We start from the raw sequence: 16,872 nt of genomic DNA, 5'->3' as shown, positions 1-16,872 counted from the left end.
TGTGGTTCCTGATCATGACTTGACATAGCGGATCCTCGGGTCGAGCACGGCGTACAGCAGGTCGACCAGCAGGTTGACGAGCAGATAGACGAGCACCATCACGGTCACGAAGGACACGACGGTGGGCCCTTCCCCGCGGATGATCGCCTGGTAGAGCGTGCGACCGACACCGGGCACGTTGAAGATGCCCTCGGTGACCGTCGCTCCGACGATGAGCACACCGAAGTCGACGGCCAGGTAGGTGACGACCGGGATCAGCGAGTTACGGAGGATGTGCACCGGGATGATGCGACGACGGCTGAGGCCCTTCGAGGCCGCGGTGCGCACGAAGTCGAGCGACTGGGTCTCGATCACGGCGCCGCGGGTCAGGCGGGTGATCTGCGCGAAGCTGATCGTCGCGAGTACGAGCGCCGGAAGTAACAGGTCCTGTATCGGCGCACCGGCACCGACGGTCACCCTGAACCAACCGAGTTGGATGCCGAAGACGAACTGCGCGATGAACGCCACCACGAAGACCGGCAGCGAGATGAGGATGAGGCTGACGACCAGGAAGGACGCATCGAAGATACCGCCCTTGCGGAGTCCCGAGACGAGCCCGATCGTGATGCCGGCGACCATCTCGAAGAAGACGGCGAGGACAGCGAGGCGGAGCGTGACCGGGAAGGTCTGCGCGAGGATCTCGGAGACCGGCTGCCCGGAGAACGAGGTACCGAGGTCGCCGGTGAGGATGCCGCCGAGGTACAGGAAGTACTGCACGATGAACGGCTTGTCGAGGTTGTACTCCGCGCGCAACTGTTCGAGGACGGCCGGGCTGGGGGTCCGGTCACCGAAGAGCGCGAGGATGGGATCGCCCGGGAGGGCGAACACCATGAAGTAGATGAGGAAGGTCGTACCGAGCAGGACCGGGATGGCCTGCAGGATACGGCGGAGGATGTAATTGCCCAAAGCGGGACTCCTGAACTCGTGAAAACTGGGTGGGCCCGGAAGAACCGGACCCACCCAGTGGTGCCGTCTACAAGATTACTTGGTGATCTCGTAGTAGAGGGGCACGGAGTTCCAACCGAACTCGACGTTCTGGACGCCTTCGCCGAAACCACCGCTCACGTTCTGGTACCAGAGCGGAATGGCGGGCAGGTCCTTGAACAGGACCTCCTGGGCCTCCTGGAACTTCTTGTTCGCGGCATCCAGGTCGGACTCGCTCGCACCCTCGCTCAGCAGCTTGTCGAACTCGGGGCTCGAGTAGTCGCCGTCGTTGGAGGAAGCGCCGGTCGCGTACAGCGGGCCGAGGAAGTTGTACAGACCCGGGTAGTCGGCCTGCCATCCGCTGCGGAACGCGGTCTGGATCTGACGGCTCGTGATGCTCTCGCGGAAGTCACCGAAGACGGCGACCGGAACACCGGAGGACTCGATGCCGAGCGTGTTCTTGATGTTGTTCGTCACCGCGTCGACCCAGGCCTGGTGCGGTCCGTCGGCGTTGTAGGCGATCTGGAAGGAGCCGTCCCACGGGGAGATGGCGTCAGCCTCGGCCCAGAGTTCCTTGGCCTTCTTGTCGTCGTTGGTCAGCACCTCGTTGCCGGGGATGTCCTTCGAGTAGCCGTCGATGACGGGCGAGGTGAAGTCGGTCGCCGGGGTGCGGGTGCCCTCGAAGATGACGTCGGTGATCTGCTTGCGGTTGATCGCGTAGGAGATCGCCTGACGACGCAGCTGACCCTCTTCGCCGCTGAAGTGCGGGAGGCGGGACGGGATGGTGAAGGACTGGAACACGGCAGCGGGCTGGTTCACAGCGCGGTCACCCAGGTCGTCCTGGAAGGTGGAGATGGCCGAGTCGGGGATCTGGTCCAGGACGTCGAGGTTGCCACCGAGCAGGTCGGCGTACGCCGCGTCGAAGCTGGCGTAGAAGTTGATCGTCACGCCGCCGTTCTTCGGCTTGCGGCCACCGTTGTACTCGTCGTTGGTGACGAGCGCGATGGACTCATTGTGCTTCCAGGCCTTTTCGCCGTCGAGCTTGTAGGGGCCGTTGCCGATCGGGTTCTGACCGAACTCGGCCGTGACCTTGCCAGCCTCGTCGAACGCCGACTTGGGCAGCGGGTAGAACGAGGAGTATCCGAGGCGCAGCGGGAAGTCAGAGCGAGCCTCGTTGAGCTCGACCGTGAAGGTCGTGTCGTCGACGACGTTGAGGCCGGTGAGGGGCTGGTCGGCGTCGTAGCTGAAGCCCTTGATGTCCTCGAAGAAGTAGCTGTTCTTGCGAGCGTTCGAGAGGAGCGCGGCGTCCTGCCAAGCGTTCACGAACGACTCGGCGTCGACCGGGTCACCGTTGGTGAACTTCTGGTCCGGCTTGATCTTGATCGTGAAGGTGATCGAGTCGTCGGTCTCGATCGACTCAGCCAGGTCGTTGACCGGCTTGCCCTTGGCGTCGTAGTAGACGAGGCCCGCGAAGATCTCGTCGAGGATCTTTCCGCCACCGACCTCGTTGGTGTCGCTGGGGATGAGGCCCGACTCCGGCTCGGAGCCGTTGGTCGTGATGATGGATGATGCGCTGCTGGTGCTCTCGCTGCTGGAACCGCCACCGGAACATCCGGTGAGGACGAGAGCCCCGGCTGCGATGATGGCGGCGGCAGAGCCGAACCGACTGAACTTCACAGTTCCTCCTTGGGGAAAGGGCAAGCAAAACCAGCGCATCGTGTGCGCTGGATCGCTCTTTGAATACTCTGACGATAAGCAGAAGCAGGACGGCGAGCAAACTGGGACGCCAAACGTTACACAGCGGTAACCCAATCGACGGATTGTTGCTCCGGAGTGCTTTTTCGTGCACGGATCCCGCCTGCCACGCACGAGAACGGTCGTGATCGCAAAACTCGTGCGGTCGCATCCACCTTCTGGATACGAATCGTAAGCCGTTTTGCTCCCGGCATCAGCCGAGTGGACGCGCAGATGCTATGCGGTGCGCTCGGAGCCACCAGCCAGCAGAATGGACCGGTGAGCGAGCAGAACACCACCGAGCGGGGACCAAACCTCCCCGAGGGCGCCGGAGACAGCCGTCGGTGGTGGGAGATCGGCATCGTGCTCGCGCTGAGCCTCGGGGCGTCGGCGGTGTACTCGATCATCTCGCTCATCGCGAAGCTCACCGCGGGGCCACCGCTCTCCGATCAGTCGGCGGCGATCAACACCACGCAGGCCACCCGGGAGTGGCTCGACTTCAGCTACCAGTTCCTCGGGCTGTTCTTCCAGCTCGCGCCGGTCGCCCTCGTCATCTACCTGCTCTGGCAGCCCGGACGCACCGGCTTCGCGCGGATGGGACTCGACCTCCGCTCCCCCGGACGCGACCTCGGCCGCGGTCTGCTCCTCGTCGCCGCGATCGGTGTCCCGGGCATCGGTGTGTACGCGTTGGGACGCGCCCTCGGCGTCACGGTCGCGGTCTCGACGTTCCCCGACACCATGTACTGGTGGACGATCCCGATGCTCGTCTTCTCCGCACTCCGCGCCGGCCTCCAGGAGGAGGTCATCATCATCGGCTACCTGTACACCAGGCTCCGCGAAATCGGGTGGGGGTGGTGGACGATCATCCTGTCGACCGCCGTCCTTCGCGGGAGCTATCACCTGTACCAGGGCATCGGGCCCTTCTTCGGCAACGTCGCCATGGGGATCGCGTTCGGCTGGTGCTACAAGCGCTGGGGTCGGGTGATGCCGTTGGTCGTGGCACACACGGTCATCGACATCATCTCGTTCGCGGGCTTCCCGCTCGCCGTGGCCTGGTGGCCGGAGATCTTCGCGGCGACGAAGTCGTCCTGACGACCCGTTCGCCGATCTGTCGGCGAGAATGAGCACTCCCTCGCCCACGAATGGGCGAGGGAGTGCTCATGGACCGGCTAGGCGAAGGCCTCGGGCGGCGGGCAGGCGCACACGAGGTTGCGGTCGCCGTAGGCCTGGTCGATGCGACGCACCGGCGGCCAGTACTTCGTGCGCACGAGCGTGTGCACGGGGTAGACGGCGAGCTCGCGCGAATACGCGTGCGTCCACTCCCCCTCGATGACCGACTGGGCCGTGTGCGGCGCCCCGACGAGCGGGTTGTCGTCGGCAGGCCACTCGCCCGCCGCGACGGCGTCCGCTTCCGCCTTGATCGCGATCATCGCGTCGACGAAGCGATCGACCTCCGTGAGGTCCTCGCTCTCGGTCGGCTCGACCATGAGCGTCCCCGCGACGGGGAACGACATCGTCGGCGCGTGGAAGCCGTAGTCGACGAGGCGCTTCGCCACGTCGTCGACGGAGATCCCGGTCGCCTCCTTGAGCGGACGGAGGTCGAGGATGCACTCGTGCGCCACGAGGTCGCTGTCGCCCGTGTACAGGACGGGATAGTGGTCGCGCAGTCGCGCAGCGATGTAGTTCGCCGCGAGCACCGCGGCCCCGGTCGCCTCGCGGAGCCCCTCCGAACCCATCATGCGGACGTACGCCCACGAGATCGGCAGGATGCTCGGGCTGCCGTAGGGAGCCGCCGAGATCGGACCGCCGGCGTGCACGACCGTCCCGCCGCCGAGCAGCGGGTGCTCGGCGCGCTGCGCCAGCGGGTGACCGGGCAGGAACGGCGCGAGGTGCGCCTTCGCCGCGACCGGCCCGACACCGGGGCCGCCACCGCCGTGCGGGATGCAGAACGTCTTGTGCAGGTTCAAGTGCGAGACGTCGCCGCCGAACTCCCCGAACCGCGCGTACCCGAGCAACGCGTTGAGGTTCGCACCGTCGACGTAGACCTGGCCGCCGGCGTCGTGCACGGCCTGGGTGATCGTCTTCACCTCGTGCTCGTACACGCCGTGGGTGGACGGGTAGGTGATCATGAGCGCGGCGAGGGACTCGGCGTTGGCCTCGATCTTCGCCCGGAGGTCGTCGAGGTCGACGTTGCCCTGCTCGTCGCACGCCACGACGACGACCCGCATGCCGGCGAGGACGGCCGAGGCCGCGTTCGTGCCGTGCGCGCTCGACGGGATGAGGCAGACCGTCCGCTGCTCGTCGCCGTTCGCGCGGTGGTAGCCGCGGATGGCGAGGAGACCGGCGAGCTCACCCTGGCTGCCGGCGTTCGGCTGGAGCGACACGGAGTCGTAACCGGTGACCTCGGCCAGCCAGGTCTCGAGCTGGTCGACGAGTTCGAGCGAGCCTGCGACATCCTCGCGCGGGGCGAACGGGTGCAGCCCGGCGAACTCGGGCCAGGTGACGGCCTCCATCTCGGTGGCGGCGTTGAGCTTCATCGTGCACGAACCGAGCGGGATCATCCCGCGGTCGAGCGCGTAGTCGCGGTCGGCCAGCTGCTTGAGGTACCGCATCATGGCGGTCTCCGAGTGGTGCGTGTTGAACACCGGGTGCGTGAGGTACTCGGTCTCGCGGGCGAGCGCGGCCGGGTACTCCGACACGGCGCTCGGTCCGAACGCCGAGGCGGACGACCCTTCGTCGAAGACGTATGCCGACGGCTCTCCGACGGTGGCGGTCCCAGCGGTCGTGAGCACCTCGACGAGCGTCGGGACGACGCTCTCGACCGCGCTCACCTCGTCGAAGCTCATCGAGACGGTCGTCTCGTCGACGGCCCACAGCAGGAGGCCGCGGTCGTGCGCGCCCGCCACCACCGCCGCGCTGTCGGCGACCCGCACCTGCAGGGTGTCGAAGTAGTGCTCCGTGAGCACCTCGACACCCGCCGACTCCAGCAGACGGGCTGCACTCGCGGTGGTCGCGTGCACCGACTGTGCGATCCGCTTGAGCCCGTCGGGCCCGTGGTACACGGCGTACATCGCGGCCATGACGGCCAAGAGGACCTGGGCCGTGCAGATGTTGCTCGTGGCCTTCTCGCGGCGGATGTGCTGCTCACGCGTCTGCAGCGTGAGCCGGTACGCGGGGTGACCCGCCGCGTCCTGGCTGACGCCGACGAGGCGACCGGGCATCTGGCGTTCGAGGCCCTTGCGGACCGCGAGGTACCCTGCATGCGGCCCGCCGAAGCCCATCGGCACACCGAAGCGCTGGCTCGTCCCGACCGCGATGTCCGCGCCGAGGGAACCGGGCGAGGAGATGAGCGTGAGGGCGAGGAGGTCGGCCGCGACGACCGACACGCCGCCGGCCGCCTTGACCGCCGCGAGGACCGCCGACGGATCCCATACGAGCCCGGAGGCGCCGGGGTACTGCACGAAGACGCCGAACGCCGCCGGGAGGTCCTCGGCCGAGGTGGTCGACAACGGCAGTTCGACGAGGTCGATGCCGACCGCTTCGGCGCGACTCCGGAGGAGCGCCTTCGTCTGCGGGTACGCGTCGGCGTCGACGATGAACGTCGCGTCGGCGAGCTTCGAGGCCCGGCGCGCGAGGAGCATGCCTTCGACGACCGCGGTGCTCTCGTCGAGCATCGAGGCGTTGGCCGTGTCGAGACCGGTGAGGTCGGCGACCATCGTCTGGAAGTTGATGAGCGCCTCGAGGCGGCCCTGCGAGATCTCGGGCTGGTACGGCGTGTAGGCCGTGTACCAGGAGGGGTTCTCGAGCACGTTCCGCTTGATGACCGCCGGCGTGATCGTGTCGAAGTAGCCGAGACCGATGAGGCTCCGGTTCACCGTGTTGCGGCCGGCGAGCTCTCGGAGTTCGGCGAGCGCCGCCCGCTCGGTCGCGGCGTCGGGGATGCTCGACGAGGCGAGTTCGGCGGCAGTGATCGCGGACGGGACGGCCGCGGCGAGCAGGGCGTCGACGCTGTCGTATCCGACGGCGGCGAGCATCGTCGCCTGGGCTGCGGTGTCGGTTCCGATATGCCGTTCTGCGAAGCGGTCCGCCATCACTCGCCCACCAGCGCGGCGTAGTCGTCCCAGCTGAGGAGCGTGTCGGGCAGCGCGTCGTACCGGACGGAGACGAGCCAGCCGGCACCGAACGGGTCGCTGTTGACGAGCGACGGGTCGTCGACGACGGCGTCGTTGGCCTCGACGACCTCGCCGTCGAGCGGGGCGAAGAGCTCGCCGACGGACTTCGTGGACTCGATCTCGCCGACCACGGTGCTGGCCGAGAGCGCCGCGCCGACGGCGGGGAGGTCCACGAAGACGACGTCACCGAGCTTCTCGGCGGCGTAGTCGGTGATCCCGATGACGGCGAGATCGCCCTCGACGCGGATCCACTCGTGCTCGGCGGTGTACTTGAGGGTGGTCTTGTCGGCCATGGGTTACTTCTCTCTCGAATAGAAGGGGAGCGTGGTGACGGTCGCGGGGATCCGCGTGCCGCGGACGTCGATGTCGAGCACGGTGCCCGGCTCGGCGTGGTCGGGGTGTACGTAGGCCATGGCGATCGGGTGCCCGAGGGTGGGCGACAGTGCCCCGCTCGTCACCTCGCCGACCGTCGTGTCGCCGGCGAGGACGCGGTAACCGGCACGACCGGCGCGACGCCCCTCGGAGACGAGGGCGACGAGGACCGGTGCACCGTCCGCCGGGCCTGCCTCGACGGCGTCGCGTCCGACGAACGTGCCGTGCTTCCCGAGCGCGACGACGCGACCGAGTCCGGCCTGGACCGGCAGCATGTCCGGACCGAGCTCGTGGCCGTAGAGCGGCATGCCGGCTTCGAGGCGGAGCGTGTCGCGACTGGCGAGGCCGGCGGGGACCAGCCCGAGCGGTGTCCCGGCGGCGACGATGGCGTTCCACAGCTCGACGACGTCGGCCGCGTCGACGTACAGCTCGAACCCGTCCTCGCCGGTGTAGCCGGTGCGCCCGATGAAGACCGTGCCGTTCTCGAAAGAGGCACCGGTCGCGCGGTAGTACTTCACCTCGTCGAGGGAGGGCAGCTCGTCCAGGATGTGGAGCCCCTCGGTCGCCTGGAGGATGGCGCGGGAGGCGGGCCCCTGGACGGCGATGAGCGCGATCTCGTCGCTGCGGTCCATGACGACCACGTGCTCGAATGCCGCGGCGCGCTCGGTGAGCGCTGCGACGACGGCGTCGTGGTTGCCCGCGTTCGCGACGACGAGGTACTCGTGCTCGCCGTTGCGGTAGACGACGAGGTCGTCGACGATGCCGCCGGCCTCGTTCAGCAGCAGGGAGTACTTGGCCTGGAGCAGGTCGATGGCGGACAGCTTGCCCGCGAGCGCCTGGTCGAGGAAGTCGGCTGCGTCGTCGCCCACGACCTGGATCTCGGCCATGTGGGAGATGTCGAAAATGCCGGCGGCGGTGCGGACGGCGTGGTGCTCGGCGAGATCGCTCGAGTACCGTACGGGCATCTGCCATCCGGCGAAGTCCGTGAAACTCGCGCCGGCGGCTTCGTGGACGGCATGGAGCGGGCTGGTTCGTTCGAGGTCGGTCACGAGTTCTCCGGGGTCGCGTGGTGCGCTGCGGACACCAGACGGTGCCCGTTGGGAACTCCCCCTCTGTCATTGGCCTGAGAGCTTCACGAGTGCCGCTGCTGCGGACACTGCTTTCACCGTCGGCGAGCGCACCACGAACGTGCGCTGCTTTCCAGAGTGGCCAGTCCGATGCGGTACAGGACCTGAGAGATTGGCGGGGAGGCTTGCTCCTTCGGTGCCGGCGTACCGGCTCTCCCGCATCGTGTTCGCGGCCCGATGTTCGATTGAGCCGCCAGCATATCGCGAGTGGTCGCCTCGGCGCAGGACCTTGTTCGAGTCAGGTGTACACTAAGCCTGTATCGAGTACAGGTCATTTCTACCTGAAGTGCCGCCCGTGCTCCGGAACCCGGAGACCCCATGCAGCGATCCACGACTCCCGTGGAGCAGACGGACCCGCAGGTCGGCCTCGCGGTCTCGACCGTCATCTTCACGCTCCGGGCCGACGACGGGTTCGGCGCGACCGATCCGGCACCCGGCATCTGGCTCCCGCTCGTCCGGCGCATCCGTGAGCCCTACGACGGCCTCTGGGCGCTGCCGGGTGGTCCGCTCGGTGCCGCGGAATCCCTCGCGGACGCGGCCTCGTCGACCCTGGAGACGACCACCTCCCTCCGTCCGCGGTACTTGGAGCAGCTCTACGCGTTCGGCGACCTCGACCGCTCCCCCGCCGAGCGGGTCGTCTCGATCGTCTACTGGGCGCTCGTCGGGTCCGACGAGGCGAAGCGCACGCGGCTCGGCCAGAACGTCCGCTGGTTCCCGGCCGACGCACTCCCCCCGTTGGCGTTCGACCACCGCGACATCGTCGAGTACGCCCTGTGGCGGCTCCGCAACAAGCTGGAGTACAGCCACATCGCGCACGCCTTCCTCGGGGAGACCTTCACCCTCTCCGAACTCCGGGAGGTGCACGAGGCGGTGTTGCAGAAGCAACTCGACCCCGCGAACTTCCGACGCCAGGTCGAGTCCTCCGGTCTCGTCCTGCAGACCGACGAACTCCGTACCGGTGGGCGCCACCGCCCGGCGCGGCTCTACCGATGGACCCAGCCCGTCAACCGACCGGAGACCCCGTCGCCCGGCCGGTCGACGAGCCGCAGGCCCACGACGTCCACCCCGACCACCACCCGTCAGCAGTCCGAGGAGCCAGCATGACCATCACCGCATCCGTCGACGACACCATCCAGCAGATCACCGAGGGTGCGTCCGACGGCGCGACCTGCGCGCCCGAACTCGCGGCCGGGCCCTGGGTGTTCGACCTGCAACCGCCGAGCTACGGCCCTGGAGCGTCGATGGGCGACGTCATCCCGACCGGTTCGCCTCGGCAAGGCCAGCTCCCGGCCGCCTACCGCGACGCCTCGAACGATGAGCTCCACCGCCGCATCGTGGCCGCGAAGCAGACGCTCGGAGACCGCGTCGTGATCCTCGGACACTTCTACCAGCGCGACGAGGTGGTCCAGCACGCCGACTACATCGGCGACTCCTTCCAGCTCGCGAACGCGGCCAAGGCCCGCACCGAGGCCGAGGCGATCGTGTTCTGCGGCGTGCACTTCATGGCCGAGACCGCCGACCTGCTGTCCGGTCCCGAGCAGGCCGTGATCCTCCCGAACCTCGCCGCCGGATGCTCGATGGCCGACATGGCGGACATCGACCAGGTCGAGGAGGCGTGGGAGGCCCTCGAGGCGCTCTACGGGACCGAACCGGACGCCGACGGCCGGGTACCGGTCATCCCCGTCACCTACATGAACTCCTCGGCGGCGCTCAAGGGCTTCTGCGGTCGGCACGGCGGGATCGTCTGCACGTCCAGCAACGCGGAGACGGTCCTGCGGTGGGCCTTCGAGCGGGGACAGCGGGTGCTGTTCTTCCCGGATCAGCACCTGGGTCGGAACACCGCCAAGAAGCTGGGGGTGCCACTCGAGCACATGCCGATGTGGAACCCGAACCGCCCGCTCGGCGGCAACGAGGCGACCGACCTCGAGCAGGCCGAGGTGATCCTGTGGCACGGCTTCTGCTCGGTGCACAAGCGGTTCACCGTCGATCAGATCGACCGCGCCCGGGCGCAGCACCCCGGCGTCCGGGTCATCGTGCACCCCGAGTGCCCGATGGCGGTCGTCGACGCGGCAGACGAAGCGGGGTCGACGGACTACATCCAGAAGGCCATCGCGGCGGCGCCGGACGGCACCACGTTCGCGATCGGCACCGAGATCAACATGGTGCAGCGCCTCGCCGCGCAGTACCCGCAGCACACCATCTTCTGCCTCGACGATGTGATCTGCCCCTGCTCGACGATGTACCGCATCCACCCCGGCTACCTGGCCTGGGTGCTCGAGGGACTCGTCGCGGGCGAGGTGCTCAACCGCATCACCGTGTCCGACGACGTGGCCGTCCCGGCGCGGCTGTCGCTCGAGCGCATGCTCGCCGCGAAGCCGCCGGTCGCCACCGGAACCCAGGCCGGCTGACATGGCGACGGTGCTCGTGGTCGGGAGCGGGATCGCCGGTCTCGTGGCCGCGATCCACGCGAGCGAACGGCACGACGTGGTGGTCGTCACCAAGGACGTCCTCGGCCAGAGCAATACGCGCTATGCCCAGGGTGGGATCGCCGGGGTCATGTTCGACGACGACCGCGTCGAGGACCACGTCCGGGACACGCTGCTGGCCGGCGCGGGGCTGTGCGACGAGGAGGCCGTGCGGGTGCTCTGCACCGAGGGGCCCGAACGGATCCGCGAGCTCATCGACTTCGGTGTGGCGTTCGACCGCGACGGCGACGCCTTCGCGAAGGGCCTCGAAGCGGCCCACTCCTACCCCCGGGTGCTGCACGCCGGCGGCGATGCGACCGGCGCGGCGATCGAGACGGCGCTCGTCGAGACGCTCGCAGCCCGGCGGGTCACCGTGCTGGAGCACACCGTCCTCGTCGACCTGGTGGTCACGGCAGGGACGGTCACCGGTGTGCACCTCCGGTCCTCCGAGCGCGGTGCGTTCACCGTCGACGCCGACCAGGTGATCCTCGCCACCGGCGGTGTCGGACAGCTCTACCCGTTCACGACCAACCCGGCGGTGGCGACCGGCGACGGCGCCGCTGCAGCACTCCGTGCCGGGGCGGTGCTGGCCGACGTGGAATTCGTCCAGTTCCACCCGACCGCACTCGCCGCACCCGGCAGTTTCCTCGTCTCCGAGGCCGTCCGCGGCGAGGGGGCCGTCCTCCGGGACGCGAACGGTGAACGCTTCATGCGGGCGCTCCACCCCGACGCCGAGCTGGCGCCCCGCGACGTGGTCGCCCGTGGGATCGCGCGGACCATGGCAGCGCAGGGTGGCGCGCCGGTGACGCTCGACGCCACCGCGCTCGGTGCGGACCGCCTCGCCGCGCGCTTCCCGGGGATCCACGAGCATCTCCGAGCCTCCGGCGTGGACTGGTCGCGCTCACCGGTCGCCGTCGCCCCGGCCGCACACTATTGGATGGGCGGCATCGCCACGGACCTCGACGGCCGGACAACCCTGCCCGGGCTCCTCGCCGTGGGCGAGGTCGCACGCACAGGCGTCCATGGTGCCAACCGCCTCGCCTCCAACTCGCTCCTCGAGGGTGCCGTCTTCGCGGCCCGCGCCGTCGCGGCGATCGATGCGGAACCGGGTCCGATCGCCGGTCGCCCGAGGCTCGGCGGTCAGCGGGTCGTCCTGGATCCCCGTGCGGCCGATGACGATCCCGGGCTCCGAGCGGATCCCATCGAGCCTTTCAGCCGGTCGGCGCTCCACGCCGTGATGTGGCGGGATGCCGGGCTGGTCCGTGAGGCGCGTGGTCTCGAGCTCGCCCGCCGGACCCTGGACCGGTGGTCGACCGAACTCGACGACGTCGTCACCGCACCGCGGTCGGTCGGGGCCGCCGAGGACCGCAACCTCCTGCTGCTCGCCCGGGCCGTGGTCGCCGCTGCCCTCGCCCGCACCGAGTCGCGCGGTGCCCACGCCAGGGACGACCATCCCGGTGTCGATCCCGATCGGGCGTCGCCCATCGCGATCGTCCTCGCCACCTCGGGCACCGCGTCCCAGCCCACCACCCACCCATCCGTGAACGGAACCGTGCTCGCACCATGCTGACCCCACACCTCATCGACACCACCGTCACCGCGGCCCTCGTCGAGGACGCCCCGTGGGGTGACCTCACGGCGGCGACCCTCATCCCGGAGGACGCCACGGCCTCGGCCTCCCTGGCCGCTCGAGAGGCGGGCGTCTTCAGCGGCTCGGCCGTGTTCGAAGCGGCGTTCCGACTGACCGACCCACGCATCACGGTCGCGTTCCTCGTCGCCGACGGCGAACGGTTCGCCGCGGGCGACACCATCGCCATGGTGTCGGGTCCGGCGCGTGCCGTCCTGACCGCCGAGCGCGTCGCCCTGAACTTCGTCCAGCGGATGAGCGGCATCGCGACCATCACCGCGGCTTACGTCGACGCCGTGTCGGACACCCGCGCCCGCATCGTCGACACCCGGAAGACGACCCCGGGCCTGCGCGTCTTCGAGCGCCATGCGGTGCGATCGGGCGGCGGACACAACCACCGCCATTCGCTCTCCGACGCGGTCATGGTCAAGGACAACCACCTGGCGGTCCTCCTCGAGCGCGGGCTGACGGTCACCGAGGCGCTGCTGCGGGCCCGCGAGGAGCTCCCGCACACGACGACCATCGAGGTCGAGGTCGACCGCCTGGACCAGATCGAGGCGGTACTCGCGGCGGGCGTCGACACGATCATGCTCGACAACTTCACCGTCGACGAGCTCCGCGAGGGCGTCGCGCTGATCGCCGGCCGCGCCATCGTGGAGGCGAGCGGGAACGTGACGCTGTCGACGGTGCGGGCCATCGCGGAGACCGGTGTGGACGTCATCTCCTCCGGTGCCCTCACGCACAGTGTCCGCTCCCTCGACCTCGGACTCGACGTCTCGGTCGACTGAGATGCTCTACCTCGACAACGCGGCGACGACGCCGGTGCGCTCCGAGGTGCTCGAGGCGATGTGGCCGTACCTGACGAGCACCTTCGGCAACCCGTCGAGCCATCACACCGTCGGCGAGGCGGCGGCCGGAGCGTTACGGGACGCCCGGCGACGCGTCGCGACCGTGCTGGGCGTCCGACCTGGCGACGTGGTGTTCACCTCGGGTGGCACCGAAGCGGACAACCTCGCGGTCAAGGGCATCACTCTGGCGGCCCTCGATCGCGGACGCCATGTCGTCACCTCGCCGATCGAGCACGAGGCGGTCGCGGAATCGGTCGCATACCTCACGCGGTTCCACGGGGTCGAGGCCACCGTGCTCCCGGTGGACGGGACCGGCCTGGTCGACCCGGCAGAACTCGCCGCGGCACTCCGGCCGGACACGGTGCTCGTCTCGGTGATGGCGGCCAACAACGAGATCGGCACGGTCCAGGACCTGTCGGCACTCGGGGCCGTCACGCGCGCCGCAGGCGTCCCGTTCCACACCGACGCCGTGCAGGCGGCAGGGTGGCTTCCCCTCGGACTCGACCGCCTCGGCGTGGACGCGCTGAGCCTCGCCGGTCACAAGCTCGGGGCGCCGAAGGGGGTCGGACTGCTCGCCGTTCGCGGGTCGCTGCCCCTGGAACCGCTGCTGCACGGTGGGGGGCAGGAACGCGGGCGCCGGAGCGGGACCGAACAGGTGGCCGCCGCCGTCGGGCTCGCGACGGCGCTGGAGCTCGCCGAGCGTGATCGGGTGGAAGCGGTCGACCGTGTCAGTGGATTGCGTGACGAGTTCATCGCGAGGGTCCTGAACGAGGTCCCGCGCGCTCGGTTGACGGGCCACCCCGAACGACGGCTGCCGGGTATCGCGTCGTTCGTGTTCCCCGGGACCTCGGGCGAGGCGGTCCTCCTCGAACTCGAACGGCGCGGCGTCGTCTCCTCGAGCGGCTCCGCGTGCGCCGCCGGCAGCGACGAGCCGTCGCCGGTCCTCCTCGCGATCGGCATCGCTCCGGAGGTCGCGCAGACCGCTGTGCGCCTCAGTTGGACCGCCGCCGTCACCGCGGCCGATCTGGACCGGACGGCGAGCGCCGTCGTCGCCTCGGTGGAGGCCGTCGCGGGCCTGCGCTGAACCCCACGACGACCGAGCGGACGGATCCGGCCGCGCGCTCGGTGCCGGGTGTCCGATGCCGGGTGTCTGGCGGCGCCCACCGACGGAGGCTGGGCTACGGTGGGATCCATGAGCACCGAGCAGGACGCGGCAGACCGCGCACGACGTCGACACGACAATGAGGACGCTGACGCCGTCACCCGGTTCCTCGCCGAACGTGACCCGGAGTACGACCTCCACACGGAGCGTCTGGTCGACCCCGAGGAGGTCATCCTCAAGGACTGGCTGCCGCACGCGACCCCGACCGACGGTGGCGCCCCAGCACCCTGAACGCGCCGTCGCACGCGCTAGCCGCCGACGCAGCGGAACACAAGTGGTTGCCGCGCAGGCATCGGTGCACGACGCTTGAATTGTGACCGACAGTCGGGATCAGAGACGGAGTTGACGATGGGATTCCTGGACAACGCCAAGGACGCTGCTGAGGCGACAGGCAAGAAGATCGGCGAGGCCGTCGACGACACCAAGGAGCGCATCAGCGACAAGCTGGACGAGGCCAAGGCCGACGCCAAGGTGAAGCAGGCGGAGGCCGACGTGAAGAAGGCCGAGGCCGAGCGCGACACCACCGAGGCCAAGAACGACTACAAGGAGCAGCTGCGCGACTGACGCGCCCCCTGAACGACGAGGACCCCGCCCGGCGAACGCCGCGGGGTCCTCGCTCATGTCCGGCGAGGGTCTCCACCGACGGCCCGGATGACGATCACCACTAGCGCTCGGTGACCTGCCCGGCCTCGACGACCCACCGCCGTTCGATCCGGACGGTGTCGAGCATGCGGCGGTCGTGCGTGACGAGCAGGAGTGTCCCGTCGTAGCCCTCGAGCGCCTCCTCGAGCTGTTCGATGGCCGCGAGGTCGAGGTGGTTCGTCGGCTCGTCCAAGACCAGCAGGTTGATCCCGGTGGCTTGGAGCACCGCGAGCCCGGCGCGGGTGCGCTCCCCCGGCGACAGCTCGTCGACGGGCCGGTTCACGTGGTCGGCCTTCAACCCGAACTTCGCCAGCAGCGTCCTGACCTCTCCCGGACTGAGGTCGGGCACGATCGCCTCGAAGCGGTCGGCGAGCGGCTCCGAGCCGACGAGCAAGGAGCGGGCCTGATCGATCTCGCCGATCCGCACACTGGAGCCGAGGCTCGCGCTGCCCGCATCGGGTTCGCGGCGACCGAGCAGCGTCGCGAGCAGGGTGGACTTGCCGGCGCCGTTGGGCCCCGTGATGCCGATGCGATCGCCCACGTTCACCTGGAGGGACAGGGGGCCGAGCTGGAAGTCGCCCTGCCGGACGACGGCCTCGGAGAGCGTGGCGACGACCGTGCTCGAGCGCGGTGCGCTGCCGATCGTGAACTGCAGCTGCCACTCCTTGCGCGGTTCCTCCACCTCGTCCAGCCGGGCGATGCGGCTCTCCATCTGCCGGACCTTCTGGGCCTGCTTCTCCGAGGACTCCGCCGAGGCCTTCCGCCGGATCTTGTCGTTGTCGGGTGCCTTCTTCATCGCGTTCCGCACGCCCTGGCTGGACCACTCCCGCTGCACCCGGGCACGACCGATGAGGTCGGCCTTCTTGTCGGCGAACTCGTCGTAGGCGTCGCGGGCGTGCCGCCTGGCGACCTCGCGCTCCTCGAGGTAGGCCTCGTATCCGCCCCCGAAGACACGGTTGCTCTGCTGCGCGAGGTCGAGTTCGAGGACGCGGGTGACGCAGCGGGCGAGGAATTCACGGTCGTGGCTGACGAGCACCACACCCCCGCGCAATCCCTGCACGAAGCGTTCGAGCCGCTCCAGACCGTCGAGGTCGAGGTCGTTGGTCGGTTCGTCGAGGAGGACGATGTCGAATCGCGACAGCAGCAGCGCCGCCAGTCCGACGCGAGCGGCCTGCCCGCCCGACAGTGAGGTCATCATCGTGGTCGTGACATCCGCGTCCAGGTCCAGCCCGAGGTCGGCGAGGACCGCGGGGATCCGCTCCTCGAGATCGGCCGCCCCGCTCGCCAACCAGCGGTCGAGGGCGGCGGAGTAGACGTCCGCGGGGTCCGCGCCTGCCTGCGGGGGTTCGGCGAGCGCCGCGGCGGCCGCGTCCATCGCCTCGGTCGCCGCGGCACAGCCGGTGCGCCGGGCGATGTAGGCGGCGACGCTCTCGCTGACGACGCGCTCGTGTTCCTGCGGGAGCGCGCCCACGAAGGCGTCGGAGGGCGACAGCGTGATCGTGCCGGCCTGCGGTTCGAGCGAGCCGCCGAGGAGATGCAGCAGCGTCGACTTCCCCGCGCCGTTCATCCCGACGACCCCGATGACGTCCCCCGGCGCCACCGTCAGGTCGAGGCCGTCGAAGAGCGTGCGGTGGCCGTGTCCTCCGGCCAGGCCTTGGGCCACGAGCGTTGCAGTCATGCTGCAATCGTCTCATTCGGAGCAGGCTTCACCGAACGTTCATTCCGCGCCACGAGTCGGCGGAGTAGCGTATCGCACCGAG

Annotated in this window: 14 protein-coding genes and 2 riboswitches; of the genes, 8 read left to right on the top strand and 6 right to left on the bottom strand. The window is 69.3% G+C overall.

Annotation, left to right across the window (positions count from 1 at the left end):
• Positions 1–12: 12 nt before the first annotated feature.
• Both BWO91_RS07270 and BWO91_RS07265 read right to left on the bottom strand, forming a co-directional pair.
• Complete coding sequence (locus tag BWO91_RS07270; RefSeq protein WP_153303412.1) at positions 13–945, bottom strand: ABC transporter permease; 933 nt, start codon at positions 943–945, stop codon at positions 13–15.
• Positions 946–1,020: 75 nt separating this feature from the next.
• Positions 1,021–2,640: a peptide ABC transporter substrate-binding protein gene (locus BWO91_RS07265; protein ID WP_240555714.1), complete on the bottom strand. Its 1,620-nt coding sequence runs from the start codon at positions 2,638–2,640 to the stop codon at positions 1,021–1,023.
• A gap of 336 nt (positions 2,641–2,976) precedes the next feature.
• Between BWO91_RS07265 and BWO91_RS07260 the strand changes: the two genes are divergently transcribed.
• Positions 2,977–3,789 (top strand): CPBP family intramembrane glutamic endopeptidase, encoded by an 813-nt coding sequence (locus BWO91_RS07260; RefSeq protein ID WP_240555712.1) that lies wholly within the window; start codon positions 2,977–2,979, stop codon positions 3,787–3,789.
• Positions 3,790–3,866: 77 nt separating this feature from the next.
• On the opposite strand, the gene gcvP is transcribed toward BWO91_RS07260, so the two are convergent.
• Genes gcvP through gcvT form a run of 3 tightly spaced genes read right to left on the bottom strand, consistent with a single transcriptional unit; the run spans position 3,867 to position 8,290 of the window.
• A complete protein-coding gene (gcvP, locus tag BWO91_RS07255) occupies positions 3,867–6,788 on the bottom strand; it encodes an aminomethyl-transferring glycine dehydrogenase (RefSeq protein ID WP_079002087.1) in 2,922 nt (973 codons plus the stop codon).
• Positions 6,788–7,162 carry a glycine cleavage system protein GcvH gene (gcvH, locus tag BWO91_RS07250; RefSeq protein ID WP_064296422.1) on the bottom strand — a complete coding sequence of 125 codons (375 nt, stop codon included), beginning with the start codon at positions 7,160–7,162 and terminating at the stop codon, positions 6,788–6,790. The genes gcvP and gcvH overlap by 1 nt, the downstream gene beginning before the upstream one ends.
• 3 nt (positions 7,163–7,165) lie before the next feature.
• The gene (gcvT, locus tag BWO91_RS07245) at positions 7,166–8,290 is read right to left on the bottom strand and encodes a glycine cleavage system aminomethyltransferase GcvT (protein WP_079002086.1); all 1,125 of its coding nucleotides are present in this window, start codon (positions 8,288–8,290) and stop codon (positions 7,166–7,168) included.
• Between the two features lie 56 nt (positions 8,291–8,346).
• Positions 8,347–8,450, bottom strand: a riboswitch (glycine riboswitch).
• Position 8,451: 1 nt separating this feature from the next.
• Positions 8,452–8,537: riboswitch (glycine riboswitch) on the bottom strand.
• 149 nt (positions 8,538–8,686) lie between these two features.
• Here gcvT and BWO91_RS07240 point away from each other — a divergent pair.
• The 7 genes from BWO91_RS07240 to BWO91_RS07210 all read left to right on the top strand — a co-directional run bounded on the left by BWO91_RS07240 (position 8,687) and on the right by BWO91_RS07210 (position 15,034).
• Entirely contained in the window at positions 8,687–9,472 is a 786-nt protein-coding gene (locus BWO91_RS07240) for an NUDIX hydrolase (protein ID WP_079002083.1), read from the top strand.
• Positions 9,469–10,776: a quinolinate synthase NadA gene (gene nadA, locus BWO91_RS07235; protein WP_079002081.1), complete on the top strand. Its 1,308-nt coding sequence runs from the start codon at positions 9,469–9,471 to the stop codon at positions 10,774–10,776. Before BWO91_RS07240 ends, nadA begins: the two co-directional genes overlap by 4 nt.
• A gap of 1 nt (position 10,777) precedes the next feature.
• The gene (gene nadB, locus BWO91_RS07230) at positions 10,778–12,403 is read left to right on the top strand and encodes an L-aspartate oxidase (RefSeq protein ID WP_079002079.1); all 1,626 of its coding nucleotides are present in this window, start codon (positions 10,778–10,780) and stop codon (positions 12,401–12,403) included.
• Positions 12,397–13,248, top strand: coding sequence for a carboxylating nicotinate-nucleotide diphosphorylase (nadC, locus tag BWO91_RS07225; protein WP_079002077.1), 852 nt, complete (start codon positions 12,397–12,399; stop codon positions 13,246–13,248). Before nadB ends, nadC begins: the two co-directional genes overlap by 7 nt.
• A gap of 1 nt (position 13,249) precedes the next feature.
• On the top strand, positions 13,250–14,392 hold the full coding sequence (locus BWO91_RS07220; RefSeq protein WP_079002075.1) for a cysteine desulfurase family protein: 1,143 nt from the start codon (positions 13,250–13,252) through the stop codon (positions 14,390–14,392).
• A 108-nt stretch (positions 14,393–14,500) separates the two neighbouring features.
• Positions 14,501–14,701, top strand: coding sequence for a hypothetical protein (locus tag BWO91_RS07215; RefSeq protein WP_064296429.1), 201 nt, complete (start codon positions 14,501–14,503; stop codon positions 14,699–14,701).
• A 117-nt stretch (positions 14,702–14,818) separates the two neighbouring features.
• A complete protein-coding gene (locus BWO91_RS07210) occupies positions 14,819–15,034 on the top strand; it encodes a hypothetical protein (RefSeq protein WP_064296430.1) in 216 nt (71 codons plus the stop codon).
• Between the two features lie 100 nt (positions 15,035–15,134).
• On the opposite strand, the gene BWO91_RS07205 is transcribed toward BWO91_RS07210, so the two are convergent.
• The gene (locus tag BWO91_RS07205; protein WP_079002073.1) at positions 15,135–16,790 is read right to left on the bottom strand and encodes an ABC-F family ATP-binding cassette domain-containing protein; all 1,656 of its coding nucleotides are present in this window, start codon (positions 16,788–16,790) and stop codon (positions 15,135–15,137) included.
• Between the last annotated feature and the right edge of the window lie 82 nt (positions 16,791–16,872).

The organism is Plantibacter flavus, from assembly GCF_002024505.1.
GTDB lineage: Bacteria > Actinomycetota > Actinomycetes > Actinomycetales > Microbacteriaceae > Plantibacter > Plantibacter flavus_A.
Note: the sequence above shows the minus strand (reverse complement) of the source record. Positions and strands in the feature narration are given on the sequence as shown.